Below are 24026 nucleotides of genomic sequence, written 5' to 3'. Positions count from 1 at the left end.
GAAAAGGCAATCCAAAAGGGTTGCCTTTTTTTGTTTATGCAACTTTATTTTGGTCAAAAGTGATTTTGTTTTTGTTTCTTTGTAAGTATTTTATAAAAAAAATAAAGGTTGATTATTTATGGGGAGATTAAACGGGGATATGATTACTAGCCCGTCGACTGATTTTTTTAAGTCAAATGTATTGGGACAGCGTTCGGGACTCTTTGTCCTTTTCTTTACTGAAATGTGGGAACGTTTTTCGTTCTACGGGATGCGTGTACTCTTAATGCAGTTTTTAACTGCTGCAGTTATTCAAGGTAGTCCTTTCTCGGGATGGTCCTGGACGGCACAACAAGCGGGAGCACTTTATGGAACCTATGCCATGATGCTCTATTTAACTCCTATTCTAGGAGGAATTATAGCGGATAAATATATTGGATCACGGAAAGCTGTGATCATCGGTTCAGCGATTATGACGCTGGGTCATGCTGCCATGGCCTTTGATACTTCCATTATGTTTTTTCTGGGTTTGATCTGTTTAGTTATTGGAACAGGTTTTTTCAAACCCAATATGCCTTCTATCTTGGGTGAAATGTATAAAGATCTACCAGAGAAAAAAGATGGAGCTTATACCATATTCTACATGGGGGTCAATGCTGGTGCTTTCTTTGGCATGATGCTATGTGGATATATTGCCGAAACTTATGGTTGGCATTGGGGATTCGGCTTAGCTGGTATCTTTATGCTTCTGGGAACACTGCAGTTTGTTTTCGCAAAACCGCTCATGGGAAATCTGGGTGTTTTAACTAAGTCTGCCACTGGGGAACACCAAGTTATCGCTGAGGATACCGATACCAGAAATCCATTTACCATACGGGATTATGTATTGATCGCGATAGTTTCTATTATCGGTTTCGTATATGCTTTCAATGACCCTTTGTCTAAGAATGGTATTGTTGATGTGTTTTCTGGTTTGGATACACCGTTTCTTAGAGGTCAATATATTATGGTCATTGTGGCGTTAATTCTCTTCATATATCTTATTGTGACACGGATTTTGCGTTATGATAAGGTTGTAAGGGATCGGATGTTTGCGGTCGTGTTGCTGGCGTTTTTCTTGGTCTTCTTTTTTATGAGCTTTGAGCAGGGGGCAACTTCGTTGGTTCTTGTGGCTAGAGATAATATTGATAGATCACTTACTGGTGCTGCATTGACGACCTTTAATGTGGTAAATGGTTTATTGACGATTGTACCGCTTTCGATTATCTCTTGGGTTCTGATTAAATTGGCAAAAGTAACCTGGAACAAAATTGCCATTTCAAATATCGTATTGTTTATCTGTTTTGGGTTGATCTGGGGAGCAGTAATCTGGATGTTGTACAATGAATTCAATAAAGAAGCATCAGAAATTAAAGTCTCCTGGTTTTCGATCCTAAACTCATTTTTTATCATTGCACTTGCCTCCTCGGTATCCAAAATTTGGGAGTCCAAATATAACCCATCGGCAGCCTTTAAATATGGCTTTGGTTTGATTTTGGTTGCGATAGGATTTTTTATTATTGGGTTGGGATCTATGGGGATAAGCCAAGGGGCTAAAATCTCGATGGTATTTTTGGTGCTGACCTATTTGTTCCATACATTGGGCGAATTATTTATTTCACCGGTAGGTCTTTCTTACGTATCCAAATTGGTGCCGGCTCGCATGCTCGCATTTATGTTTGGAATATGGTATTTGGCGATTGCTATTGCACAGAAGGTTGCAGCGGTATTAGGAGGACAAGTGGAAACAATTCAAGAGGAACACTCCTTGAGTTATTTCTTCTTCTTATTTACAGCAATTCCTGCCTTAGCAGGCCTGTTAGTAATGCTGTTTAATCCATTGATTAAACGATTGATGCACGGAATTAAATAACAAATAGATAAGCTTCTTTTACGAAAGAAGCTTTTTTGATTAATATAAATTAGTATGGAGGTTAGTACAAGGGAATCGCTAGAAGAGATTCAAAATTTTGAGGGAAAGTACCCAAAGCAAATCTGGAGTTTGTTTTTTTCCGAGATGTGGGAAAGATTCTGTTTCTATGGTATGCGCGGTATGTTGGTGTTCTTTATGATCACACAACTCAACTTTGCTGAAAAGGATGCCAATTTACAGTATGGAGCGACGCAGGCATTTGTTTATGCGTTTACATTCATTGGTGGGCTGTTTGCAGACAAGATTCTTGGTTTTAGAAAGTCTTTATTTTGGGGTGGCTTATTGATGATCGTAGGAAGCTTATTTCTTGCAGCAGATCCACATGAATATTTCTTTTTTGGTTTATCATTTATCATTATAGGTACCGGCTTTTTTAAACCTAATATATCGACAATGGTCGGCGAACTGTATAAAAAAGGAGATGTTCGTCGTGATGGCGGTTTTTCCTTGTTTTATGCGGGAATAAATTTAGGTGCATTCTTAGGCGGGTATATCTGTGTGGCGATCGGTAAGGGGTATATGTTGACGTCAATTATTTCTGAGGGACATCGTTGGAATGTTGCTTTTGGTTTGGCGGCGGTAGGGATGTTGGTTAGTTTAGTGAATTTTCACTTTACCAAAAGGCATTTAGGACCAATAGGACTTCAGCCTGGGGATCCTGAAGCCATAGTAAAGACGAAAGCATTACCGAAATGGGTAGAATATGCGGTATATATTGCTACCTTGATTTTTATCCCAATTATTCAGGTCATGGTATCAAAAACGCAGTATACAGACTATTTTATGTATACAATCGGCCCATTGACGCTGTTATATCTTTTTTATGAAATGTCTAAAGTGACTGCTGAAGAGCGGAATAAATTAATTGCCGCGCTGGTGTTTATCCTTTTCTCGATTATTTTTTGGGGAATATATGAGCAAAGTGGCGGTTCCTTAAGCATCTTTGCTGCTAAGCATTTGAATGATTCTTTATTGGGCGTTATGACGCTCGATCCAAATGGCGTTAACAATTCAGGTGGAGCATTATTTATTATTGCATTAGCACCTCTTTTTGGTCTTTTTTGGATTTGGCTGGGCAAACGTAAACTTGAGCCAAATACCATTATTAAATTTGGCCTTGGTTTTGTTTTCTTGGGATTAGGTTATTATGTCCTATTTGCTACGCGATTATTTGCTCACGATGGTATGACCTCATTGGACGTCTTTACCCTTGCACTGCTGGTTATTACCGTTGGGGAGCTTTGTCTATCACCAATTGGTCTTTCCATTATGACGAAATTGTCTCCGGCGAGATTGCAAGGTATCATGATGGGCATGTGGTTCTTGGCGAGTGCTTACGGTCAATATGTAGCAGGTTTGATTGGTGCTAGTATGGCCGAAGCTAAGGAAGGAAGTTCATTGGCGGATAAACTGGTGACTTATACGGAGAGTTATAAACAATTGGGCTTATATTCTTTGATTGCCGGTGTGGTGCTTATCGCCTTGTCGCCAGTTGTGCGTAAGTTGATGGGGAACGTGAAATAAGCGTTAACAATTTTAACATAGTAAGGTTATTCTTTCGATATAAAAAAAGCTTGATTTAATAATCAAGCTTTTTTTATATTAATAAATCCATTTGAATTTATAATCTTTTTCTGGAACCTTCATCCGATCAGCCAGTCTAGCCAAACGATCTGGCAGTTTTAGGAGATAATCTCTCGCTTTCTCTCCTTTATCATTCAGACCAGTGACTTGATCTATTTTCCATTCACTGTTCAGCTCTTTCAAGATATCGACGTAGTCCAAAGCAGTATATACTCCCAATCGTTGGGCTGCGTCCGAGAAATGTGCAAATGCTTCTCCTTGGGGTTCGCCTGCTTCTCTTAAGAATTGGGCCGGCATAACGATTTTTTTACGCATCATATCCTCAAATGCAACCATGACTTCACTCGGGTCTACGGTGATTGCTTTTGAAATAAAAGACATATAGGCTTTGGCATGACGTGCTTCATCAGATGCGATGACCCCACACATTTTTGCTAAAAGCTTATCGCCGCTTTTTTTGGAAAGCCCAGATACACGACGATGGGAAACGTTAGTCGCTAATTCCTGAAATGAAGTATAAATAAAATTTCGGTAAGGGTCTGCACCAGTACCAATATCAAAACCATCTTGAATAAGATATTGTGTAGACATTTCAAATTGGCGCATGTCTATTCTACCCGACAAATAAAGGTATTTGTTCAATAGGTCACCGTGACGGTTTTCTTCAGCCGTCCAAGCGCGTACCCATTTCATCCATCCACCTTGCTCGTTTTTGTCAACGTCTTCTACCATGGTCAACCATGACTCGTACGTTGGAAGGGCCTCTTCGGTGATGGTGTCTCCAACCAATACTGCGACCAAATCATAAGAGAGCTCTTTTGCACTTTCCTGCAACTCTTTTACTTCCTCAAAAAAAGTGTCCCTAGAAGAATCTGGAAGAAAATCGGCAGGTTGCCACATCTCTTCAACAGGCTTCAGGTATTCGCTCATCTCATTGAGCATGAACGGTTCCAAATAGGTCATCACTTCTTTACGTGAGCCTTCTGGTAAATTTAGAGGTAATTCTTGCATATCATTACAAAGGTACTAAATAGCATCAATAAATTATAAAAGCTAACTATAATTGTTTAAAATGCCAGAAATTACTTTTTTGGCTGAGAATACCTTAGAAAAGCGACATTGATAATGACATAAAAAACAGATTGACCGTCCTGTATTCGATAAAATACTATTAACTTTGTATAAATTATTTAGACGACGTTGGAAAAATTTAATATAGATAAAATACGTGCCGATTTCCCAATTCTGAAAAGAGAGGTGAATGGTAAACCACTGGTTTATTTGGATAACGGCGCGACAACACAGAAACCGAGTTCTGTTATCAATTCGATTGTACATTATTATGCAGATATGAATAGTAATGTGCATCGGGGCGTACATTATCTCAGTCAGATATCGACAGACGCTTTTGAGGTAACTCGAAGAAAAGTGCAAGCTTTCATCCATGCCGCGGACGATAAGGAAATCATAATCACCAAAGGGACGACGGAGGGGATTAATCTTATTGCAACCTGTTATGGTAGAGCTTTTATTCACGAAGGTGATGAGATTATTATCTCAGCCATGGAACACCATTCCAATATTGTGCCTTGGCAGATGCTCTGTGATGAAAAGGGCTGTAAAATTCGGGTCATTCCGATGAATGATAAAGGTGAGCTTGATATGGATGCCTACAGCAATTTGTTTAATGAGAAAACCAAATTAGTTGCTGTAACCTATGTTTCAAACTCCCTTGGGACAATCAATCCTGTGCGTGAAATGATTTCTATTGCTCATGGACATGGTGCTGTTGTTTTAGTTGATGCTGCACAGGCTGTTCAACATATACAGATTGATGTTCAAAAGCTTGACGTAGATTTTCTGGTATTTTCCGGACATAAAATGTATGGCCCTACAGGTGTGGGTGTGTTGTATGGTAAAGAGGACTTATTGAACGCGATGCCACCTTATCAAGGTGGTGGAGATATGATTAAAGAGGTTACTTTTGAAAAAACGACCTATAATGAATTGCCTTTTAAATTTGAGGCCGGCACGCCTAATATTGAAGCCGGTATCTGTTTGAATGAGGCCATCGATTATATTAATTCAATAGGTATGGAAAATATCGAGGCCTACGAACATGATTTGTTGCAGTACGCTACGGAGAAGTTGGCTGAAATTCCGGGCATGCGTTTTATTGGAACGGCCGAGCAGAAATGTTCCGTTATTTCATTTGTCATTGATGGCACGCATCCTTATGACGTTGGTGTGATCTTGGATAAATTAGGTATTGCTGTGCGTACAGGTCACCATTGTGCCCAGCCTGTCATGGATAGGTTCGGCATCCCAGGGACTATTCGTGCTTCTTTAGCCGTATATAATACAAAAGAGGAAATAGATATTTTGGTCGCAGGGATCCAACGCGCGGTCAATATGTTGGTTTAATAAAAAATAGGTATGACCATTAATGAAATACAGGATGAATTAATTGAGGATTTTGCTTTCTTTACGGATTGGATGGAAAAATATGAGTACATCATCCAGCTGGGAAAAGAAGTGCCTCTAATTGATGAACAATACAAAACAGATGAATATATCATCAAAGGCTGTCAGTCCAAAGTATGGCTTTTCCCAGAAATAAAGGATGGAAAAGTGTATTTTACGGCAGATAGCGATGCGATTATCACCAAAGGCTTGGTCAGTTTGATGGTTAAAGTGCTATCTGGACATTCCGCCAAGGAGATCGTTGATGCCGATTTATATTTTGTAGATCAAATAGGACTGAAAGAACATTTGTCACCAACCCGGGCAAACGGTTTGCTATCCATGATTAAGCAAATGAAATTATACGCATTGGCATTGCAAGTAAAAGCATAAAAAGGGGATTATTCATCCCCTTTTTTCTTAATACTATTTTAAATAGCTGTTCCCCTAAGCTTGAGATTTATTTTGAAATTATCCAATGAGCTCCTGAATAATGATCTTTTTCATTCTCATGAGCGCTTCATTTGCCCCCGGTCGCTGTAATAATGTTGCAATTTGTTCGGGTACGATCTGCCAGCTTACACCGAATTCGTCTTTGCACCAGCCACACATGCTCTCTTTACCTTTCTTCGTGATATTATTCCAGAAATAATCAATTTCCTTTTGATCTTTACAGAGGATGGTGAGTGAAATACCTTCGCTAAAGGTGAACATTTGGGGAACTCCGCTATCCATTGCCATGAGTGTAAAATCCCGGACTATAAATTGGGTATGTTGGATTGATCCGATATATTCACCTTCGGTGTATTTCATGACCCCATTGCTTCGGAAATCCTGAAATAATTCCGCATAAAATGCTAACGCTTGTTCGCAATTTCCTTGTTGTTCTCCGCAATACATTAGAGTCGGTACAATTGCCTGTTGGTTAGTATCGCTCAGTTTACCGAGGTATAATTGCCAATTGACGCCAAACTTGTCGGCCAACCATCCGTAATAAGGGCTCCAAGGGTAGGAGTTTAAAGGCATTAAAGTGTTGCTGTCCACAGCAAGTGAATCCCAGATACGATCAACTTCCTCTTTGCTTTCGCAAATGACCATAAATGATATGGATGGGTTGGGTTTGAATATAGGACCTCCATTTATTCCAATAAATTTCACGCCGTTTAGGACAGCTTCAACCACGATGGGAGAGCTGTTGCTAATATGGCTGCCGGGGAAGGTACCAGCGTAAAGATCAAAGGCTTCCTGTGCGTTTTGATCGAACCAAATGGATGGGATAATTGAATTATTCATCTTTTTTTTGTTTTAGCATTCACCTATTTGTATTTGTCGTTTAAGCCCTTTTTAGCGAGGACCAACGGTTTAATTTTTTCAATACGTGATTGTTTCGTTTTTTCTTGCTTCGCCTCATCAATGTACTCGATGTATTCTTTCCGCCTTCCCGGTGTTAAAGCCTGGAAACTTTCCCCAAAGGTCGGATCTGCCTGCAGAGCTTCGAGTAATAGACCAGCAGGGGCCTTCGCAGGAGTCTTTGTAGGTTTAATTTCCTTGCCTTCATCGATTGTCTGGATAGATTCCTGAATATAAGCTTTAATCTTTTCGGGGTCCATCGCGTTGGCATCTTCAAAACGCCATTGGCGTAAGGCTTTGGTTTTTCCTTCGGAGGCACTGATGAGATGTTTATCCCGATCGACTAAGAATACACCATTATAAAACCAGAGGGAAAAGAAATTTTTAAAACCACCCCAACCGATGACATTTTTCCCTTTATGGGTATAGATATAGCTCCCCCATTTGAATTCCTTTTTTAAGGAAGTTTGCTGGATGATCTCTTGCATGAGTTCTTCAGCCTCCTGCCAGTTCCCTCGGCTTTGGTACCAATTAGGGCCTTGTTTGTCTTTAAGTTTATCAATATTAAAATTGACAATATCGATAATTAATTGTGTTGGAATCGGTTGATCCAAGGGAATTTGTATTGCCCCTTTTGTGGTTTTAAAATTTTTGAGTTCTGCAGCGAAGTGCTCTATAGCAGCAGGTCCTGGATAGAGGCCCAAATGGTTTTTGTTCATCGCAAAATGGATGATATTGCCCTTGTATCTGAAAGTAGGCATTTGATAGGAGATCGTTTCATCTGCATCGGGAGGGACTAGGCCAGCGATAAGCTGTCTCACCTTGAGCAGATATTCTTTTTTCTCCCCATCAAATTGATTGATATATTCGTCTATTGTTGCGATGCTCGTTGTCATAATTTGTGCTATTCTTTGATTCTCGTATACTTATTTTCAATAAACTGTATCGTTTCGGACATAAGCTGATGGAGTATTTCTATATTAATGTCGCTTAATTTCTTGATGTATATGCAGGCTTTGCCTATTTTAAATTTCCCGAGCTGATCGACTAAATGTCGATGCTCATCGGCACCGGTAAATACATAAAGGGAGATTGCTGATTTTCGGGGGCTAAATGCGATCAAAGGAGCATAGCCTTCGTGCCCACTTGCATAGGTATAATGATAGTTTCCAAATCCGATGATAGTTGGTCCGTACATTCTAGCTGGCTCACCCGTTGTGGTTTCCATTAATTGGATCAGTGTTGTACTATCGATTTGTTTTTGTGGGTCGTCAACTGTTTTTATAAAGTCTTGGACAGATGCTTCGGTATATGCCGTTTTATTTTTTGCCATATATAGTTGTTGTCTTTGACGGATATTCGGATAACCTTAATTGAATATATTGTATTTGAAGTAATTCGATGAGCAGCTATTTTTAGAGAGAACTATTTTTGGAACATAAAATCGAAAGCCCCAGTTCTCAAATTGATATCATATTCTAGATACGCTTTCATGCAAGCTAAAAAGTTGGCCCAACCCTCTGTTTGTCTCATCATTATTAAAATTCCATCTGCATCATTGTTCATCTCGTGTTCTGTAATCTTTATGACAGTCGCGTTTTCTCCGAATGTGGATAGTGCGATTTCTACCAGTTGATTGGGAAGCCCCCCACTCCAGTCAAAAGAGATATATGAATTGCGGCTGATGATTTTTCCTGTCACGGGAAAACTGTCAGGAAATTCTGGAAATGTCCATTCTACCGTTTTATCTGTCTCTAGACGTCCAGTCGAAGATTTTATAAAATAGTGATTCATTTTATTGGGATCTACAATAGCCTCAAAAACTTCGTTGATTGGTTTCTGAATTTGGATGCTGGCTTTGGCGGTTAGTTTTTCCATATTAATTTAAAGTTTTAGACAAATATTCAATAAATACTGATAGCTTGTATCTGGTTACGTTAAAAATATTGAAAAAGATCTTTTTCCATGGACCAATCTAATTGTCCAAATCACTGTTTATTTATTATAAGATGTATAGATTATATAAACACCTTATTGAAGAATAGGTTTTCATTTTGAGGACCCGGATCAATATTTCCCCTAAAATGAACGAATTGTACACTTGTAAAATGTAGTTTTGGCGTATTTTTGACTATAGTTAAAATTGATCCTGCATTCCTTCCGTTAGGTCTCGAGGAACTATAATCCAATAAATTTAGAAAGGGTATCCGTCTGAAATCTTTCAGGTTGTATTTGCCGTCTTCATAAAACCAACGTTATGTTTAAAATCAAGTGTTTTTTTCTTTTTATGTTTTCTTTAGGCGTTTTTTTTTCGAGCGCACAGACTAAAAATGTAAATGAAGGCAATGAGGCTTCAAATATGTTTAATGATGCGACAGCACGTGATAAAAATGCGATTGTTGAGGCGGAAACGGGTTGGTGGAAACAAGCCGTATTAACTCGTGAACAACGCCTGGAAAAATGGAGGGCAGCCTCATTTGGTATGTTTGTTCATTGGGGTGTTTATTCCCAATATGGAAATATTTGGAAAGGGAGGCCGGGAGGGGGCTATGCGGAGCATTTAATGCGTGTGATGAAAATCCCACGTAGTGAGTATCTTGATTCAGCACGTCGATTTAATCCCCTAAAGTTTAATGCGGAGGAATGGGTATTGTTGGCAAAAAATGCAGGGATGAAATATTTTATTATTACGGCTAAGCACCATGATGGCTTTGCGATGTTTCCTTCTGCATTTTCAAGTGACTACTCATTGTCAAGCACTGCATTTAAAAGGGACCCATTGGCGGAATTAGCAGCTGCCTGCCATAGACATGGACTTTTGTTTGGCTTCTATTATTCGCATGCTTTTGACTGGGAGCATCCGGATGCTCCCGGTAATGACTGGGATTACAGTAATCCAGGCGGAGATAAATTGTTGGGCGGCACAAATTGGTTTGACAAACATCCTGAATGGTTGACAAAGGCTCGGCATTACGTAGATCAAAAGGCGATTCCACAGATTGATGAACTTATTCAGCGCTATCATCCGGATTTGTTATGGTTTGATACACCGCATAAATTGCCACTGTCTGAAAACCTGAGAATTTTAAAGGCTATTCGAACAGCTGATCCGAATATCATAGTCAATGGTCGATTGGCACGTACTGAGGAAAAGAATTACGGCGATTACCTGAATACGGCAGATCGACCTGAGGAATATTATCCAGTTGCTTCTGGCGCTTATTGGGAGGCCATACCAACTACAAATGAATCCTATGGTTATTCGTCGACTGATAAGAGCCATAAACCGACAGCGCATTTTATCAAACTCTTAGCGAAGGCTAAGGCCATGGGGGGGAATATTCTAATGAATATTGGCCCCAAGGGTGACGGAAGCATCGACAGCGCTGATGTCGCTATTTTAAAGGGATTAGGTCGGTGGATGCGGGGGAATAGTGAAAGTGTCATTGATGTAGCACCATCTCGCTTACCCCGTCAGCCCTGGGGAGTCATTACTCAGCGTAAAAATACCCTGTATTTACACGTGTTTGAGCGCCCTCAACGGAATGATCTGATTGTCGGCGGATTGATTGCTAAGGTTAATTCGGTTTCGTTATTGTCGGGAGAAACTATCGGAAAATATAGGTCCGACAAAAATGGACTGCATATTCCTATAGATCAAATTGCTTCTGACGAGGATGACCTGGTCGTAGTGGTGCAATTGAAGGATAGCATAACTGATCCAATAAATCCTAATTTAATGTATGTGGATCATAATGTCAATAAAAATCGGCTACTGACCTTTTATGCAAAACAGATCGGGAATCCGATGAAGTTTGGGGACGGTAAAAAGAATCGCTATTATGTGACGGGCTGGACTAGGTTAAGTCAAGGGTTAAGATGGGACACCCATGTGTTAAATGGCGGACGCTTCAAGGTGGCTATACGGTATGTGAAAAATATTGTAGGTACAGGAGGGAAACTGAGCTTGAATTTAGGGGGGAAGAATATTGATTTTACAATAGATGGGTCTTCTTCCGTTGGTTTGCGTGAACGTCAGCTTGAATTAGGTACGGTGGCATTGCTAAAGGGCAAGCAAATCATTGAATTACGTGCCCATACTATAGCGGGAGCAGAAATGGTGAAGTTTTTGGAAGTCATATTGCTTCCGGATCACTATGCTGCCTCAATGGCACGATCAAAAAAGGATTGTTATTATCCTGCTGCAGATTTCGAGCAGCTCAGCATGGCAATCCAAAAGAAATATAAGTTTGAAAGCTATCAGAAACCCATATTGGCAGGCTACTCTTATGGGCAACGCTGGCCTATGGCTCGATTGCCCAAGCCCCGGCAGGTATTTTTCGCGGGGGGATTGCCTTAGGCTTCTGTCCAGATATCAATATTACCAAACCACTCTGTAAGGGCAGTGGATTATCTTCCCATATCTTAAAGCCTGGAAAAAGTTATTACCTGGATCGTAGCGAAAAATTGACCGCTCCGTTTTGGGTACTTAATGGTGTAAAAGATCAGACCTGTCCCTTTAACGCAACGACAGATTTCCTTAAAGGGATATAAAATGTTCAATTGGTCAGCCTGCCCAAAGTAGGGCATGGTTTCTCCATTGCCGATAATTGGCTGCCTCAGTTCGGGATGGCTTTTCAAAAGTTGCTGATGGTGGGCCCTTGAGAAGATCAATTTTTGGTAATTGCCACAATTTCTTGATGATAAGATGATAGAGATAAATATTAAAACTGAAATTTCCTAATACCAGCCTAAAGCTAAAAACAATTTACAATCAGTTTTTAGACAGTAATTAGTCAGTCATTATTCAGTTTATACTGAACCATCACTGAGCAAGCACTGAACAATCACTGAGCAAGCACTGAACAATCACTGAGCAAGCACTGAACAATCATTGTGATAAGAACGAACTTCGTCCCTACGTGATCCTAATTTGTTGAAGCTAAAAATTAAAAAAGAAAAGGACCGCGCTTAGGTAACGAACGATCGTTATTGTGGAATAATAGAACATTTTGGATTGTAGATTAACATATTCCGATCAAACCCTACCGACACTTCCTTCAAATCCTGATATTCCTAAACAAAAAAAGCTAATCTTACGATTAGCTTTTCTTTTTGTGATCCCGCTGGGATTCGAACCCAGGACCCATACATTAAAAGTGTATTGCTCTACCAGCTGAGCTACGGAATCCTTTCTGTTTTTGAAAGTGATGCAAAGGTAGAAAAATAAGTTATTTGTGCAAAATGTTTTTATCTTTTTTGTTGATAAAAATTGTAACTATTTAAAAATTACTGAATTATTTTTTATTTAAAAAGCCTTTTAAAACACTTGCGGATAAGTTGGGTCAGTATAGAAGCAGTTTTTTAGAACGAGGATTCGTGTTTTAAGGTAGAATGGCCATAAAAAAAGTCAGCTAATTGCTGACTTTTTTTATGCTGTAGGGTTGTATTGATACATTATTCAGTTACCACACCCATTTTGCTAAACTTATCAATTCTTTCAGTAACTAAAGTATCGCTATCTTTAGCCGTCAATTCTGCAAGATCTTTCAACAACTGGCTTTTTAGATTAGCCGCTGCTGCCGCAGGATCCTGGTGAGCACCGCCTAGCGGTTCAGGGATAATACCATCAATCAATCCGTTGCCCAACATGTCTTCTGAAGTCAATTTTAATGCCTCAGCGGCTTTTTCTTTGTGATCCCAGCTTCTCCATAGGATGGAGGAACAAGATTCAGGTGATATGACCGAATACCAGGTATGTTCCATCATGTAAACTCTGTTTCCAACACCAATACCCAAAGCTCCACCTGAAGCTCCTTCACCGATAACAACGCAGATGATCGGAACTTTCAATACAGCCATTTCCATGAGGTTGCGCGCAATCGCTTCACCCTGTCCGCGTTCCTCAGCTTCAAGTCCTGGATAAGCACCCATCGTATCAATTAGAGTGATCACAGGCTTATTGAACTTTTCCGCCATTTTCATTAAGCGTAATGCCTTTCGGTAGCCTTCAGGATTGGCCATTCCAAAATTGTGATATTGACGCTCTTTGGTGTTTTTACCTTTTTGATGACCGATGATCATAACGGCATTACCATCAATAGAAGCCATACCGCCGACGATCGCTTTATCATCCTTAACGGTTCTATCACCATGCAACTCGATAAATTCGTCGCAGATAGCTTCTATATAATCATAAGTCTGAGGGCGATCTGGATGGCGTGACATTTGAACGTTCTGCCAACCTGTTAAATTGCCGTATATTTCTTTTTCAGTAGAAGCAAGCTTTTCTTCAAGCTCACGAACGGTTGCGCTCATGTCAACTTGAGTCTTTTCGGCAACTTGAGTTACCTTTTCAATTTGCAATTGCAAGTCTGCAATTGGCTTTTCAAAATCAAACGTGGTTTTCATATATCTATTTTATGAAAATATTCAGAGGGCTAATTTAGCGCATTTTTTCTGAAATTAAAATTAGGGAGGATAATATCATTGGAATTCCTTTGTTACATTTGCGTTATAATCGTACTGGTGGCTTAGTTTTTGATTGTAGGCCTGTGAAAAATGTTGACTTATGCTGAAAAAATATTTTTACTTTCTTTTGTTACTGATCTTACCTACTCTTGTTCGGTCAGAAAGTTATCCTGAGGTTTTATTTGACAATAGTGTTATCAACGGGAGTTATGCGAAGAGTATCACTCATTATACCGGTGAATCATGGATTCAAAACGTGAGCTATAGCCTTCCGGTTTCCGATAGTTTGTTTTTTACGCCAGGCAATTCGCTTTCTTTGCGGTACGTTTCTTCTCCTAATGGTAAATGGGAGGCAAGTATTTTAAACGACAAACAGAAATTTCCCTATTTAATTGCCAAGGATGATCATCTAACTTTTAAGCTTTTTATTCAAAGCAATACTGAAAAGGGACAATTGCCAAAAGTTACCTTAAAACAAAACGACACGAAGACAAATGCTGTGGATATCGCAAATTATATCGATGATTTTGCTTATGATACCTGGCTTAATGTTTCCATTCCAGTCAATAAATTTGGAGGAATTTCATTAGGGAAGTCTGTTTCGGCTTTAATACTTGAACAGAATGGAACTGCCCTGGAGACAAATCAATTATTTATCGATCAAATTGAGTTTTTGCCCAAAAACTATCCAAAGGTAAGACTTTCATCAGCAGCTATCTTATCGAAGATCAGTTCCGTAGATAAACAAGTTGAGCTGGTTTGGCAATTGCCGCTGACACCAAGTATCCGCTATGTGAAAATCTACCGTTCGGAAGATAAACTCAATTTTCAGCCGATAGCAATTTTACCCATCTATGTACAGAAGTCGCTGGATAGGGTGAATGAATATAATAAATCTTATTATTACAAAATAGCCTGGGTAGATTATAATTATGTTGAATCTCCATTTTCTGAGGTTAGGGAGGTACAGACAAAAAAGGGGACGGATAAAGAGATGTTGAATTTTATCCGAAATGCTCATGTGAATTATTTTATAGACAACTATGATGTGAATAGTGGTATGTTTCTACCTGATCGAGGCAATAGACAGGCTATTGTATCAACAAATGAAACCGGCTATGCGATCTTGGGTTTGCTTGTGGCAGGAGAGAACAACTTGATCTCGCGACAAGCTCTTTTGGTCAGGTTAACACGGATTGTGAAATTTTTGAGTAGTGCACAACAACATCAAGGGGTCTTTACAGCGCTTTACGATGGCCGTTCAGGGGTACCTTATTATCGCGATTCAGTTCCAACGTACGATTTGCGCGGTACCTCCCATATTATGGAATCGCTTCTGATCGCCCGACAATATTTTTCTAAGGAGGATCCTGAGGAACAGGCCTTGAGGAATACTATTACGAAGCTCTGGGAACGCATAAACTGGAATTATTTTACGGACGCACAGAATCCTGATGTACTTTGGAATAAGTGGTCTCCAGTAGACAGTACAGCTAGATCGAGGCCTTTGGGAGGATTTAACGAGAGTCTGGGTACTTACTTGTTGGCGATGTCTTCACCTACCCACCCTTTAGCGATTTCAGCTTATATCAACGGATTTGCAACCAAACATAAAGGTAACGAATTGTATTTTGGGGATGACTTCAATGATTTGGCTCCTGAACTCAAAATGAAATTAGATGATTCTTTGGCGCGTTCAATAAGTGCAAACCCTTTAATTGGCGACACTGGAAATGCCGGAGTTTCGATCTACTCCGACGATAAAGTTATTTTTGCCAAGAATATTGCCGGCGGTAGTTTAAATGAATCGTTAATGGCTGTTTATCGTCCCTTTTTGATTATGGATCCGAAAGGAAAAGTGGATGACTTTGTCGATTACAAGAAATATTTGTCGAATTATATTTTGGCCTATAAACGTAGAGATAATGAAATGAGCATAGGGACGCGATTTACAGATATTTGGGGCGTGGAAAATGTGGAAGATACGTATCAGCGATATTTGGTGAATCCTGCGATAGCTATTGCAGCCTACCCATTTGAAAAGGAGATCGGTCTAAAAGCATTACGTAAGTTTTACGAAGAATACGCCGATGTGTTGTTCACGCAATATGGTTTCAGAAGCTGGATTGATATTAAAAACAACGATGTTTCTGAAAGCTATCGTGCGAGGAATCAGGCAACGATTGCCGTAATGATCGAGAATGCAAATTCAGGCATGATCTGGAAATTGTATGAGAATATTCCTGAGGTAAAAAAGACTTTAGAAAAAGTATATACCAAGAAATAGATTTGTTACGTTAGTTATGGCGTAGAAGGGATGTCATATTGGACTTTTTTCGCTATATTTACTTGCTTAAATCGATATTAAATACGTTAGAAACGACATGCTTAGAAAAATTAATTTGGGGATTTTAACCTTATGTGCAAGTTTATCGTTATTTTCCTGTAAACAACAAGCTATTGTAGTCAATCCGGGTGCTGTTGTAACAAAAGATGGAACTGATGATGGTTTGAAAAATGTAAAGAAGGATTTTAATGATGCGAAAAGAACTGATGAGGGGATTAAGTTTAGTATATCGTCCGATTTATTGTTTCCAACAAACTCTTCTTACCTATCTGAGAAGGCAAAAACTGAAGTTAGTAAATTAGCGTTGATCTTGAAAGAAAGTAATAATAAGATCAAAGTTGATGGGTATACTGATGCTACGGGTACTGTTGAGTATAATCAGTGGCTTTCCGATAAAAGAGCAGCTTCTGTTAAGAAGTTCTTAGTAGATTCAGGTGTTGCTGAATCACGCATCACGGCAAAAGGTTTCGGTCAGTCAAATCCAGTTGGCGATAATAAAACTCCGGAAGGACGTCAAAAAAATAGAAGAGTGGAAGTTACTATTTTAGATAAAAAATAGTTTATCAGACCAATTCTTAATATAAAAAAGCGTGGTATTTAAGATATCCCGCTTTTTTTATGCAGTTATATCGCGGTTTTAAATCGTTGTATAGGGTCTCCCGAAATAAGGTGTTTTAAAACAGGAGACATAAAACAAGAAAAGCCCATCGTTAGATGAGCTTTCTTGTACCTAGGGCGGGAATCGAACCCGCACTCCCTTAACGGGAACAGGATTTTAAGTCCTGCGTGTCTACCAGTTCCACCACCTAGGCAGGTGAGCGAAAAACGAGATTCGAACTCGCGACCCCAACCTTGGCAAGGTTGTGCTCTACCAGCTGAGCTATTTTCGCATTGGAATTTTATTTCAATTTTTAAAAGAACCTTGCGTTCCTTTTTGGTGATGCAAATATAGAGCGAAAATTCAATATTGCAAAATATTTATTTACTTTCTTTCTGTGTTTTTTATAACTCCTTTGAATTCAGTATAGAAAAAATTAAATCACTCTCAAATCCGCGGGATAGTGCAAACTGATAAACTTTGTTTTTAACCGCATAGCGGTCCTTGCCGCTAATTTCACGGAGTTTTTTGTCAATGATGTGATTTAAGATTTGTTCATATTCATCGAGATCGATTTGCTTAAATGCAATTTTTATCAATTGTTCGGATACCCGCTTTGCCTTGAGTGCCTGCTTGATTTTTACTTTACCCCAGCCTTTCATGCGGAGCTTTCCGTTACAGTAGGCAATAGCAAAGCGTTCTTCATTTAGAAAATTATCGGCGATCAAATTGGCCAATATATTTTCGACTTCTTCTTCGTGTAGTCCCCAGCTGTAGAGCTTATCGCGTACTTCTTGCTGTGCGCGTTCTTGATATACGCAATAGCTTTCCGCTTTCAACTGCGCCTGATGCTGCGTTAATATCTTCTTATTTCTTTTTTCTTCGTCAAACATATTGTCAAAATTTCAAAAATAATATGAAATAACTAAAAAAATGTTCAGTTTTGACACAATCAAAAAATATCAGGAGAATGTACAAAATATCGGAAATCGCCCAGATTTTACATCCCAATCGCACATTTATCACGGATCCCAATTCTTTTGTCCAGCATTTATTTTACGACAGCCGTAAAATTGTCCAAGCGGACAACGGGATTTTTTTTGCACTTCAGAAGAATAGAGATGGCCACCGTTATATTAGAGAAGCTTATGATAAGGGAGTTCGTAATTTTGTGCTTCAAATCGATAGTGCACAGGAAATGGAGTTTTTGGAGGCTAACATTCTTTGGGTAGCGGATAGTTTGTCTGCTATACAAGAACTGGCTACTTTTCACCGGCAGAAATTCGATTACCCGGTCATTGGAATTACTGGTAGCAATGGTAAAACGATAGTAAAAGAATGGCTTTTTCAGCTGATGTCTCCTGAATATAAGATCTATAGAAGTCCCAAGAGTTATAACTCTCAACTCGGTGTGGCACTTTCGTTATGGGGACTTTCCGATCAGTATAATCTTGCGCTGATCGAAGCAGGCATTTCAGAGAAAGGAGAAATGCAGCGCCTTGAGCAGATGATAAAACCAACCATAGGACTATTGACCAACATTGGTGTGGCACATAAAGCCGGTTTTAAATCGAAGGAGGAAAAGATTTATGAAAAGCTCGAGCTCTTTAAGCATGTTGAAACCATGATTTTTCCGAATACTTACCTTGAAAATGTTCAATTGCCTTATCGGCCACGAAAATTTTCCTGGGGGCTTGATGAGGGGCTTTCTTTGGAGGTGTATTCCATCAAACAGGTCAACGACCGATTTACTATGGTAACCTTCTATTATACCGGGCGCACCTTTGCTGTTGAAGTACCGTTTGTGGATAAAGGAAATGTTGAGAATGCCATAAATTGTGTAGCGGTAATGCTACGTTTTGGTTATGAAAATGAAGTGATCGCATCGAGGATTAAAGAGTTGCAGCCTGTGGCGATGCGTCTTGAGTTAAAAAAAGGAAAAAAGAATAGCTCCATTATCGATGACTCGTATAGTAATGATCTGGATGCACTACAAATAGCCCTGGAGTTTTTAAATCAACAGGGCCAGCATCCGTTCAAGATGTTGATATTATCGGATATTCCCGGTGTTACTATCGAAGATGAAAAAAGCTTGTCCAAGCTGAGACGTTTGCTTAGTGAGTATCGTTTGGATAAATTGATATTGATAGGTGAAGTGTTGCCTAAATTGGCTGCACAATTTGATGTGCCTTCCATTTCATATAGCGATACTGCTGCTTTTTTGGCCGATATAAGGTCGCTTTCTTTTGAAAATGCGACGGTATTACTGAAAGGAGGACGGGAGTTTCATTTTGAACGTATCAGTCAGCTTTTGGTCGCAAAATCACATGATACAGTTCTTGAAATCAATTTGAATGCACTGGAAAACAATCTAAATGTATACCGCCAGTTGTTACCGAAGCATGTTAAGCTGATGACAATGGTCAAAGCTTTCTCTTACGGTAGTGGAAGTTTCGAGATAGCAAATCTTTTGCAATTTAATCGGGTGGATTATCTGACGGTCGCTTTTGCGGATGAGGGGGTGGATTTGCGCGGTGCGGGAATCACATTGCCTATTGTGGTAATGAGTCCGGATGAAAGTTCTTTTGAGTCCATCGTTCAGTACAACCTTGAACCGGAGATTTATAGCTTTAGAATATTGTTTTCCTTCTTGAATTTTCTGAAAACGAAACAGATAACTTCCTTTCCGATTCATATTAAGATAGATACTGGCATGCATCGGTTGGGTTTTATGCCTGACGAGGTCAATCGTTTAATAGCTGTGTTGCGTACGGAAGCGGTTTTAGAGGTTAAATCTGCCTTTTCCCATTTAGCGTCTGCAGGCAATGAAAAGGACCGGGAATTTACGCAGCGACAAATTGATCTGCTGGATGACTTTACGAAACGTCTAGAAAGTGGTCTAGGATATTCCTTTCTACGTCATATTGCAGCAACCTCGGGTATTGAACTGTGGCCGAATGCGTATTTTGATATGGTACGATTGGGGATCGGTCTCTATGGTATCGATATTGAGCGGCATGATTTACCAATTAGGGAGGCGAGTACCTTGAAAACTAATGTGACGCAAATTAAATACCTCCCGGCAAGTGAGACCGTAGGTTATAATAGGCACGGTGTTCTGTATAGAGATAGTAAGATCGCCACGATTAAAATTGGTTATGCGGACGGTTACGATAGGCGTTTTGGTAATGGTGTCGGTAAAATGTTGGTTAACGGTTTTTTAGTCCCTACTATAGGTGATATCTGTATGGATATGTGTATGCTGGATGTAACGGATGTGGAAGTTGGAGAGGAAGATGAAGTTATCGTGTACCCTGATATAAAGTCAGCAGCGAAGGCTATAGGAACGATCCCTTATGAACTGCTGACCAGTATTTCCCAACGCGTAAAAAGAGTATATTTTTATGAATAATAAAGGATATTCTGCATTTTTGAATAATATTTGATTTTCAATTCATGTTTAGCAAATTAATTAGAGGCTTTATTAATTATTTGATAAGAGGTATCCTGGTGGTGGTTCCTCTAGCTGGTGCTATTTTTTTAATAGTTTGGATTGTTGCATCAGTTGATTCGGCATTGAATCTAACTGAACATTTTTTGGAAGATGATAGAGGGCATCCCTTGTATATTCCGGGAATAGGTATTCTGACCGTTATTTTGGTGTTGGTTTTGGCAGGGCTTATTTTTACAAATTTTGTTACAGATCCAATTAAAGTGTGGATTAATCATCAGATCCAGCGGATTCCACTTTTAAATACATTATATTCTTCGATTAAAGATTTTACAGAGGCCTTTGTTGGTGACGCAAAGAAATTTAATGAACCTGTCTTGGTAACGGTGAATGAGTTTGGTCTGAAGAAGATAGGTTTCTTAACGCAACATGATTTAAAAAGCATTGGGCTTGAAGAAGAGGTTATGGTGTATTTTCCATATTCATATTCTTTTGCGGGACAGGTTGTCATTATCAGTGCAGACAAGGTGAAAAAATTAGATATGTCGCCAACAGATGCCATGAAATTGGTTGTATCCGGTGGTGTGAGCGGGATAGCCCATTAGTACTTCTTTGCAACAGTTGACTTTAAGATTTATTTAATAAAAAGGCTGGAAATTATCCACAATTTCCAGCCTTTTTGTTTTCGTCTGTTTTGTCCTTCCAATTGTAATCCCGTACGGCAGATACGTTTGCGATTGCCAAGTTCAAATGAAGAAATAGTGCTGCTAAGCTTTTTTCTGCCCTAAAGTTGGATTTACTGGCGGGATTGGAATATAGCCGTCATCTCCAGGAACCTTTGGAAATTCATGTTTTTCCCATTTTTCGCGCGCTATTTTTAATGTTTCAATGTCCGAAGCGACGAAGTTCCAGTCGATATAGCGTTGTTCAGGAAAAGGTTCGCCACCAAAAATGTAGACCGAGGTTCCAGCCTCCATTTTGAATTCACACAGTTTCGCATCTTTGGCAACTAAAATCTGCTTTGGACCGAATTCCTGACCTTCCGCATGAACAGTCCCATGCAGGATATATAATCCACTTTCGCCATATAGATGATCACCTAGTTTAATAGTTGCATCTTTTTCCGCTTTGATTTCAATAAGGTATAATGGGCTGTATACGGGGACCTCGGAACGGTGATCTTTAATTTCTCCTGCAATTAAGCGATAGGATACGCCATCTTCGGTCCAATGTGGAAGTTGCGGTTCTTCTATGTGAACAAAATTAGGCTCCATTTTTTCGAGTTCTTTTGGTAGGGCCACCCAAATCTGCAGTCCATGGAGGTCGTGCGGCGTCGATCGCAGTTGTTCCGGGGTTCGTTCGGAGTGTGTAACACCCTTACCTGCCGTCATCCAATTGACTGCTCCAGGTTTGATCTCAACGGCATTTCCTAAGCTGTCACGGTGCATAATGCTACCTTCGAATAGATAAGTCAATGTGGATAACCCGATATGCGGATGTGGTGCAATATCCATAAAGTGCGGTTCGGCAATGTTATCAGGTCCCATGTGGTCGATAAAGATAAAAGGGCCGACCATACGTTTCTGCCTGAAAGGAAGAAGTCGCCCAACTAAGAAATTGCCTATGTCAGCGGCTCTTTCTTCAATAACTATTGCAATATTTGACATAATGTTTCCTTATTTTTGTGTTTCTAATCTACAGCAATTTAAGAAATGTCAAGTATAATCAATCGTTTTTTGGGTAAAAAGAGTGTAAGAAATGAAGCGCTTTTGGCGCTGGCAGATAGGTTGTCTTTTAGGAACAGTCAGCTGGACAGTTTTTTGATCGATCACCTAATACAGAGTAACAAAATAGATCCACCGGACTTTTTTGCTTTCCAAGAGCAGTTGCTTAAGCTTCATGTTGACCGATTGGAGTCGATGCAGGTGGAGCTTAGCTTGTTGAACCAATATTTACAATTGGCTGAACGTTTTCTTCCAGTAGGTTTTACCGTCAAATGGGAAAATAAGCTTCAGGCTCAGGAGGAGATTATGTTGCCGCCGCTCATTCTTTTTCCTGTGGTACAGCATGCTGTTGAGAATGGTTATAATACGATGTCTTCTCATCCTGTACGGATCCGATTATCGGGCTCATCCAAGTTGATTATGCTTGAAGTTAGCTATCGCGTGAACCATTATCTGGAAAGTCAATTTAGCAGTACACTTATACGTGATTTTAGACAGCGATTGGACTATCTTTTTCCGGAAAAACATAATTTGCTGATGAATAGCAACAGCAATACTTCTCGAATAACTTTAACTATCCAACTTTAGATGATATTGAAGTGTTTTAATGCATTCCAGATACCATTTTCATCAACACTGTCTGTTATATAATCTGCAATTTCCTTTACCTCGGGATTTGCATTACCCATAGCAATTCCAATATGGGTGTGCGCTAGCATGGTAATATCATTTCCGCCATCGCCAAATGACATAGTTTCTTCCAAGGTAAAGTTGAAATGATCTAAAAAAACATCTATTCCAATTTTTTTGCTTTGCCCCATCGGATTGACATCCGCAAAAATGGGCGTCCATCTCGAAGCAACTGAATTTGGCATCACATTTTCCATGAATTCAGCTTCTTCTTCAGGATTGATGAAAACATTGACCTGCATAACAGAGTCCAGATCAAAATCCTTTTCGTAATCCCGAATAGGTGGTGTCGGCACATTGACCTGTTCGTACATCCGTTGTACCTCAGGTGTAACCTGGTTTAAGGAAATTTCCTTTTCGGACATAAATGAAAAAGTCAGGTCCTCACGCTTTTTAGCATAATCCAATAAGGAGCGAATGTCTTTTTGAGGGATGTTATTTTTATAAATGACTTCCTGTTCCTTTGTGACGCAATACCCGCCATTGAAGGTGATATATCCATCAAAATCGAGGTAACGAATATGCCCCAGCTGATTGTAGGATCTTCCTGTTGAAACAAATACCTTGATATTTTTTTCTTTTAATAATTGAAATGCCTGTTGAGTAGATTCGGGAACTTGATGCGTTTTGAAACTTAGCAAAGTTCCATCGATGTCAAAAAAGATCGCTTTAATCATGGATTTTTGGGTCAAAACCAAATATACTAAATACTTGGGATAGTGTAAGTATTACAATATTAAATTTGGGCTATTTTAACTCCTTTAGGGTTATCTGATATTTAATTGTATTGTGGGTAGAAATACACGGGTAAAGGGGCACCGACCTAATAAGTAGTGTGTTGCGGTTTGAGATGTATTATCTTTCAATGTAGTGTTGGGAGTAATATGTTAATTGTGCAGGCTTGTTGAATTTAGCCAGACGAGTATCGACATCGGTCCTATGAAAATTTTTGCCACACTTGGTAGAGACAAGTAAAGGTTAACCGTATAATTTAGTGAAAATAAAACCTGAAATAAAAGGGACTTAATGGGCAGGTAACAGGGGTTCATCCGAATGAGGTCCCTATAAAGTCCCTATTAGATACCTGTTAAAAGAGCTGTTAAATTGACGTTGGTATAAGTTTAGCTATTTCGAAATACATGATAAAAAAAGAGATGGAGGGTTTTACAATTTGACCTGATATTGACTCTTTCGATATACATAAAAAAAGGAAGATTGAGGAGTTTATGCTGCTGTTTCTTATTAAAGAGGAACCAGCAGGCGGTATTGTGTCATGCTAGATTTTCTTTAGTGGATTTTCGCAAAAATCTGACATAATCTTCTCTAATAATTTCGTAAATTTCAAGTTCAAAAAAATGTAAATTGTCTTGCATTTAATGTGTTGTATTAAAGAGGTT

At 39.3% G+C, this 24026-nt stretch carries 19 protein-coding genes and 3 tRNA genes; 10 read left to right on the top strand and 12 right to left on the bottom strand.

Features of this window, described 5'->3' with window-relative positions; genetic code table 11:
• Positions 1 to 118: 118 nt before the first annotated feature.
• Positions 119 to 1891: a peptide MFS transporter gene (locus AAW12_RS01030; RefSeq protein WP_231585173.1), complete on the top strand. Its 1773-nt coding sequence runs from the start codon at positions 119 to 121 to the stop codon at positions 1889 to 1891.
• Positions 1892 to 1945: 54 nt separating this feature from the next.
• Positions 1946 to 3475, top strand: a complete 1530-nt coding sequence (locus AAW12_RS01025) for a peptide MFS transporter (RefSeq protein WP_046671769.1) — start codon at positions 1946 to 1948, stop codon at positions 3473 to 3475.
• Between the two features lie 78 nt (positions 3476 to 3553).
• Here the strand turns inward: AAW12_RS01025 and AAW12_RS01020 are convergent, their stop codons facing one another.
• The gene (locus AAW12_RS01020) at positions 3554 to 4546 is read right to left on the bottom strand and encodes an acyl-ACP desaturase (protein WP_046671768.1); all 993 of its coding nucleotides are present in this window, start codon (positions 4544 to 4546) and stop codon (positions 3554 to 3556) included.
• A 189-nt stretch (positions 4547 to 4735) separates the two neighbouring features.
• Here AAW12_RS01020 and AAW12_RS01015 point away from each other — a divergent pair, with 189 nt between their 5' ends.
• Positions 4736 to 5959 (top strand): cysteine desulfurase, encoded by a 1224-nt coding sequence (locus tag AAW12_RS01015; protein WP_046671767.1) that lies wholly within the window; start codon positions 4736 to 4738, stop codon positions 5957 to 5959.
• Between the two features lie 12 nt (positions 5960 to 5971).
• Positions 5972 to 6391, top strand: coding sequence for a SufE family protein (locus AAW12_RS01010; protein ID WP_046671766.1), 420 nt, complete (start codon positions 5972 to 5974; stop codon positions 6389 to 6391).
• A 78-nt stretch (positions 6392 to 6469) separates the two neighbouring features.
• On the opposite strand, the gene AAW12_RS01005 is transcribed toward AAW12_RS01010, so the two are convergent.
• From AAW12_RS01005 to AAW12_RS00990, 4 genes are all read right to left on the bottom strand, one after another.
• The gene (locus AAW12_RS01005; protein ID WP_046671765.1) at positions 6470 to 7291 is read right to left on the bottom strand and encodes a VOC family protein; all 822 of its coding nucleotides are present in this window, start codon (positions 7289 to 7291) and stop codon (positions 6470 to 6472) included.
• 23 nt (positions 7292 to 7314) lie between these two features.
• The gene (locus AAW12_RS26435; protein WP_084823034.1) at positions 7315 to 8244 is read right to left on the bottom strand and encodes a DUF1801 domain-containing protein; all 930 of its coding nucleotides are present in this window, start codon (positions 8242 to 8244) and stop codon (positions 7315 to 7317) included.
• An 8-nt stretch (positions 8245 to 8252) separates the two neighbouring features.
• Positions 8253 to 8681, bottom strand: coding sequence for a DUF1801 domain-containing protein (locus AAW12_RS00995; protein ID WP_046671764.1), 429 nt, complete (start codon positions 8679 to 8681; stop codon positions 8253 to 8255).
• Positions 8682 to 8773: 92 nt separating this feature from the next.
• A complete protein-coding gene (locus AAW12_RS00990; protein WP_046671763.1) occupies positions 8774 to 9226 on the bottom strand; it encodes an SRPBCC domain-containing protein in 453 nt (150 codons plus the stop codon).
• A 379-nt stretch (positions 9227 to 9605) separates the two neighbouring features.
• Between AAW12_RS00990 and AAW12_RS00985 the strand changes: the two genes are divergently transcribed.
• Positions 9606 to 11708 carry an alpha-L-fucosidase gene (locus AAW12_RS00985; protein ID WP_231585172.1) on the top strand — a complete coding sequence of 701 codons (2103 nt, stop codon included), beginning with the start codon at positions 9606 to 9608 and terminating at the stop codon, positions 11706 to 11708.
• 758 nt (positions 11709 to 12466) lie between these two features.
• On the opposite strand, the gene AAW12_RS00980 is transcribed toward AAW12_RS00985, so the two are convergent.
• Both AAW12_RS00980 and AAW12_RS00975 read right to left on the bottom strand, forming a co-directional pair.
• Positions 12467 to 12539: transfer RNA gene (locus AAW12_RS00980), tRNA-Lys, on the bottom strand.
• Positions 12540 to 12805: 266 nt separating this feature from the next.
• Positions 12806 to 13759, bottom strand: a complete 954-nt coding sequence (locus AAW12_RS00975; RefSeq protein WP_046671762.1) for an acetyl-CoA carboxylase carboxyltransferase subunit alpha — start codon at positions 13757 to 13759, stop codon at positions 12806 to 12808.
• Between the two features lie 160 nt (positions 13760 to 13919).
• On the opposite strand from AAW12_RS00975, the gene AAW12_RS00970 reads away from it, so the two are divergent.
• Together AAW12_RS00970 and AAW12_RS00965 are read left to right on the top strand one after the other, a co-directional pair.
• Positions 13920 to 16106, top strand: coding sequence for a glucoamylase family protein (locus tag AAW12_RS00970; protein ID WP_046671761.1), 2187 nt, complete (start codon positions 13920 to 13922; stop codon positions 16104 to 16106).
• 97 nt (positions 16107 to 16203) lie between these two features.
• Positions 16204 to 16725 carry an OmpA family protein gene (locus tag AAW12_RS00965; protein ID WP_046671760.1) on the top strand — a complete coding sequence of 174 codons (522 nt, stop codon included), beginning with the start codon at positions 16204 to 16206 and terminating at the stop codon, positions 16723 to 16725.
• Between the two features lie 168 nt (positions 16726 to 16893).
• Here AAW12_RS00965 and AAW12_RS00960 read toward each other — a convergent pair.
• The 3 genes from AAW12_RS00960 to AAW12_RS00950 form a co-directional block, all read right to left on the bottom strand.
• A tRNA-Leu gene (locus AAW12_RS00960) sits at positions 16894 to 16978 on the bottom strand.
• Positions 16979 to 16983: 5 nt separating this feature from the next.
• A tRNA-Gly gene (locus AAW12_RS00955) sits at positions 16984 to 17056 on the bottom strand.
• 112 nt (positions 17057 to 17168) lie between these two features.
• Positions 17169 to 17657 (bottom strand): regulatory protein RecX, encoded by a 489-nt coding sequence (locus tag AAW12_RS00950; RefSeq protein ID WP_046671759.1) that lies wholly within the window; start codon positions 17655 to 17657, stop codon positions 17169 to 17171.
• A gap of 77 nt (positions 17658 to 17734) precedes the next feature.
• Here AAW12_RS00950 and AAW12_RS00945 point away from each other — a divergent pair, with 77 nt between their 5' ends.
• On the top strand, positions 17735 to 20176 hold the full coding sequence (locus AAW12_RS00945) for a bifunctional UDP-N-acetylmuramoyl-tripeptide:D-alanyl-D-alanine ligase/alanine racemase (protein WP_046671758.1): 2442 nt from the start codon (positions 17735 to 17737) through the stop codon (positions 20174 to 20176).
• Between the two features lie 44 nt (positions 20177 to 20220).
• Positions 20221 to 20820, top strand: a complete 600-nt coding sequence (locus tag AAW12_RS00940; protein WP_046671757.1) for a DUF502 domain-containing protein — start codon at positions 20221 to 20223, stop codon at positions 20818 to 20820.
• Between the two features lie 162 nt (positions 20821 to 20982).
• On the opposite strand, the gene AAW12_RS00935 is transcribed toward AAW12_RS00940, so the two are convergent.
• Entirely contained in the window at positions 20983 to 21882 is a 900-nt protein-coding gene (locus AAW12_RS00935; RefSeq protein ID WP_046671756.1) for a pirin family protein, read from the bottom strand.
• Between the two features lie 45 nt (positions 21883 to 21927).
• Between AAW12_RS00935 and AAW12_RS00930 the strand changes: the two genes are divergently transcribed.
• On the top strand, positions 21928 to 22527 hold the full coding sequence (locus AAW12_RS00930; RefSeq protein WP_046671755.1) for a hypothetical protein: 600 nt from the start codon (positions 21928 to 21930) through the stop codon (positions 22525 to 22527).
• Here the strand turns inward: AAW12_RS00930 and AAW12_RS00925 are convergent.
• Positions 22524 to 23306, bottom strand: coding sequence for a Cof-type HAD-IIB family hydrolase (locus tag AAW12_RS00925; RefSeq protein ID WP_046671754.1), 783 nt, complete (start codon positions 23304 to 23306; stop codon positions 22524 to 22526). The genes AAW12_RS00930 and AAW12_RS00925 overlap by 4 nt on opposite strands.
• Between the last annotated feature and the right edge of the window lie 720 nt (positions 23307 to 24026).

Origin of the sequence: Sphingobacterium sp. Ag1 (assembly GCF_000988325.1) — a bacterium.
Taxonomy (GTDB): domain Bacteria; phylum Bacteroidota; class Bacteroidia; order Sphingobacteriales; family Sphingobacteriaceae; genus Sphingobacterium.
The sequence above is the reverse complement of the archived record's forward strand: the minus strand, read 5'-3'. Positions and strand labels throughout refer to the sequence as shown.

Coding starts and splice junctions, on each gene's coding strand:
- AAW12_RS01030 (WP_231585173.1), top strand. CDS start 119: ATGGGGAGATTAAACGGGGATATGATTACTAGCCCGTCGACTGATTTT.
- AAW12_RS01025 (WP_046671769.1), top strand. CDS start 1,946: ATGGAGGTTAGTACAAGGGAATCGCTAGAAGAGATTCAAAATTTTGAG.
- AAW12_RS01020 (WP_046671768.1), bottom strand. CDS start 4,546: ATGCAAGAATTACCTCTAAATTTACCAGAAGGCTCACGTAAAGAAGTG.
- AAW12_RS01010 (WP_046671766.1), top strand. CDS start 5,972: ATGACCATTAATGAAATACAGGATGAATTAATTGAGGATTTTGCTTTC.
- AAW12_RS01005 (WP_046671765.1), bottom strand. CDS start 7,291: ATGAATAATTCAATTATCCCATCCATTTGGTTCGATCAAAACGCACAG.
- AAW12_RS26435 (WP_084823034.1), bottom strand. CDS start 8,244: ATGACAACGAGCATCGCAACAATAGACGAATATATCAATCAATTTGAT.
- AAW12_RS00995 (WP_046671764.1), bottom strand. CDS start 8,681: ATGGCAAAAAATAAAACGGCATATACCGAAGCATCTGTCCAAGACTTT.
- AAW12_RS00990 (WP_046671763.1), bottom strand. CDS start 9,226: ATGGAAAAACTAACCGCCAAAGCCAGCATCCAAATTCAGAAACCAATC.
- AAW12_RS00985 (WP_231585172.1), top strand. CDS start 9,606: ATGTTTAAAATCAAGTGTTTTTTTCTTTTTATGTTTTCTTTAGGCGTT.
- AAW12_RS00975 (WP_046671762.1), bottom strand. CDS start 13,759: ATGAAAACCACGTTTGATTTTGAAAAGCCAATTGCAGACTTGCAATTG.
- AAW12_RS00970 (WP_046671761.1), top strand. CDS start 13,920: ATGCTGAAAAAATATTTTTACTTTCTTTTGTTACTGATCTTACCTACT.
- AAW12_RS00965 (WP_046671760.1), top strand. CDS start 16,204: ATGCTTAGAAAAATTAATTTGGGGATTTTAACCTTATGTGCAAGTTTA.
- AAW12_RS00950 (WP_046671759.1), bottom strand. CDS start 17,657: ATGTTTGACGAAGAAAAAAGAAATAAGAAGATATTAACGCAGCATCAG.
- AAW12_RS00945 (WP_046671758.1), top strand. CDS start 17,735: ATGTACAAAATATCGGAAATCGCCCAGATTTTACATCCCAATCGCACA.
- AAW12_RS00940 (WP_046671757.1), top strand. CDS start 20,221: ATGTTTAGCAAATTAATTAGAGGCTTTATTAATTATTTGATAAGAGGT.
- AAW12_RS00935 (WP_046671756.1), bottom strand. CDS start 21,882: ATGTCAAATATTGCAATAGTTATTGAAGAAAGAGCCGCTGACATAGGC.
- AAW12_RS00930 (WP_046671755.1), top strand. CDS start 21,928: ATGTCAAGTATAATCAATCGTTTTTTGGGTAAAAAGAGTGTAAGAAAT.
- AAW12_RS00925 (WP_046671754.1), bottom strand. CDS start 23,306: ATGATTAAAGCGATCTTTTTTGACATCGATGGAACTTTGCTAAGTTTC.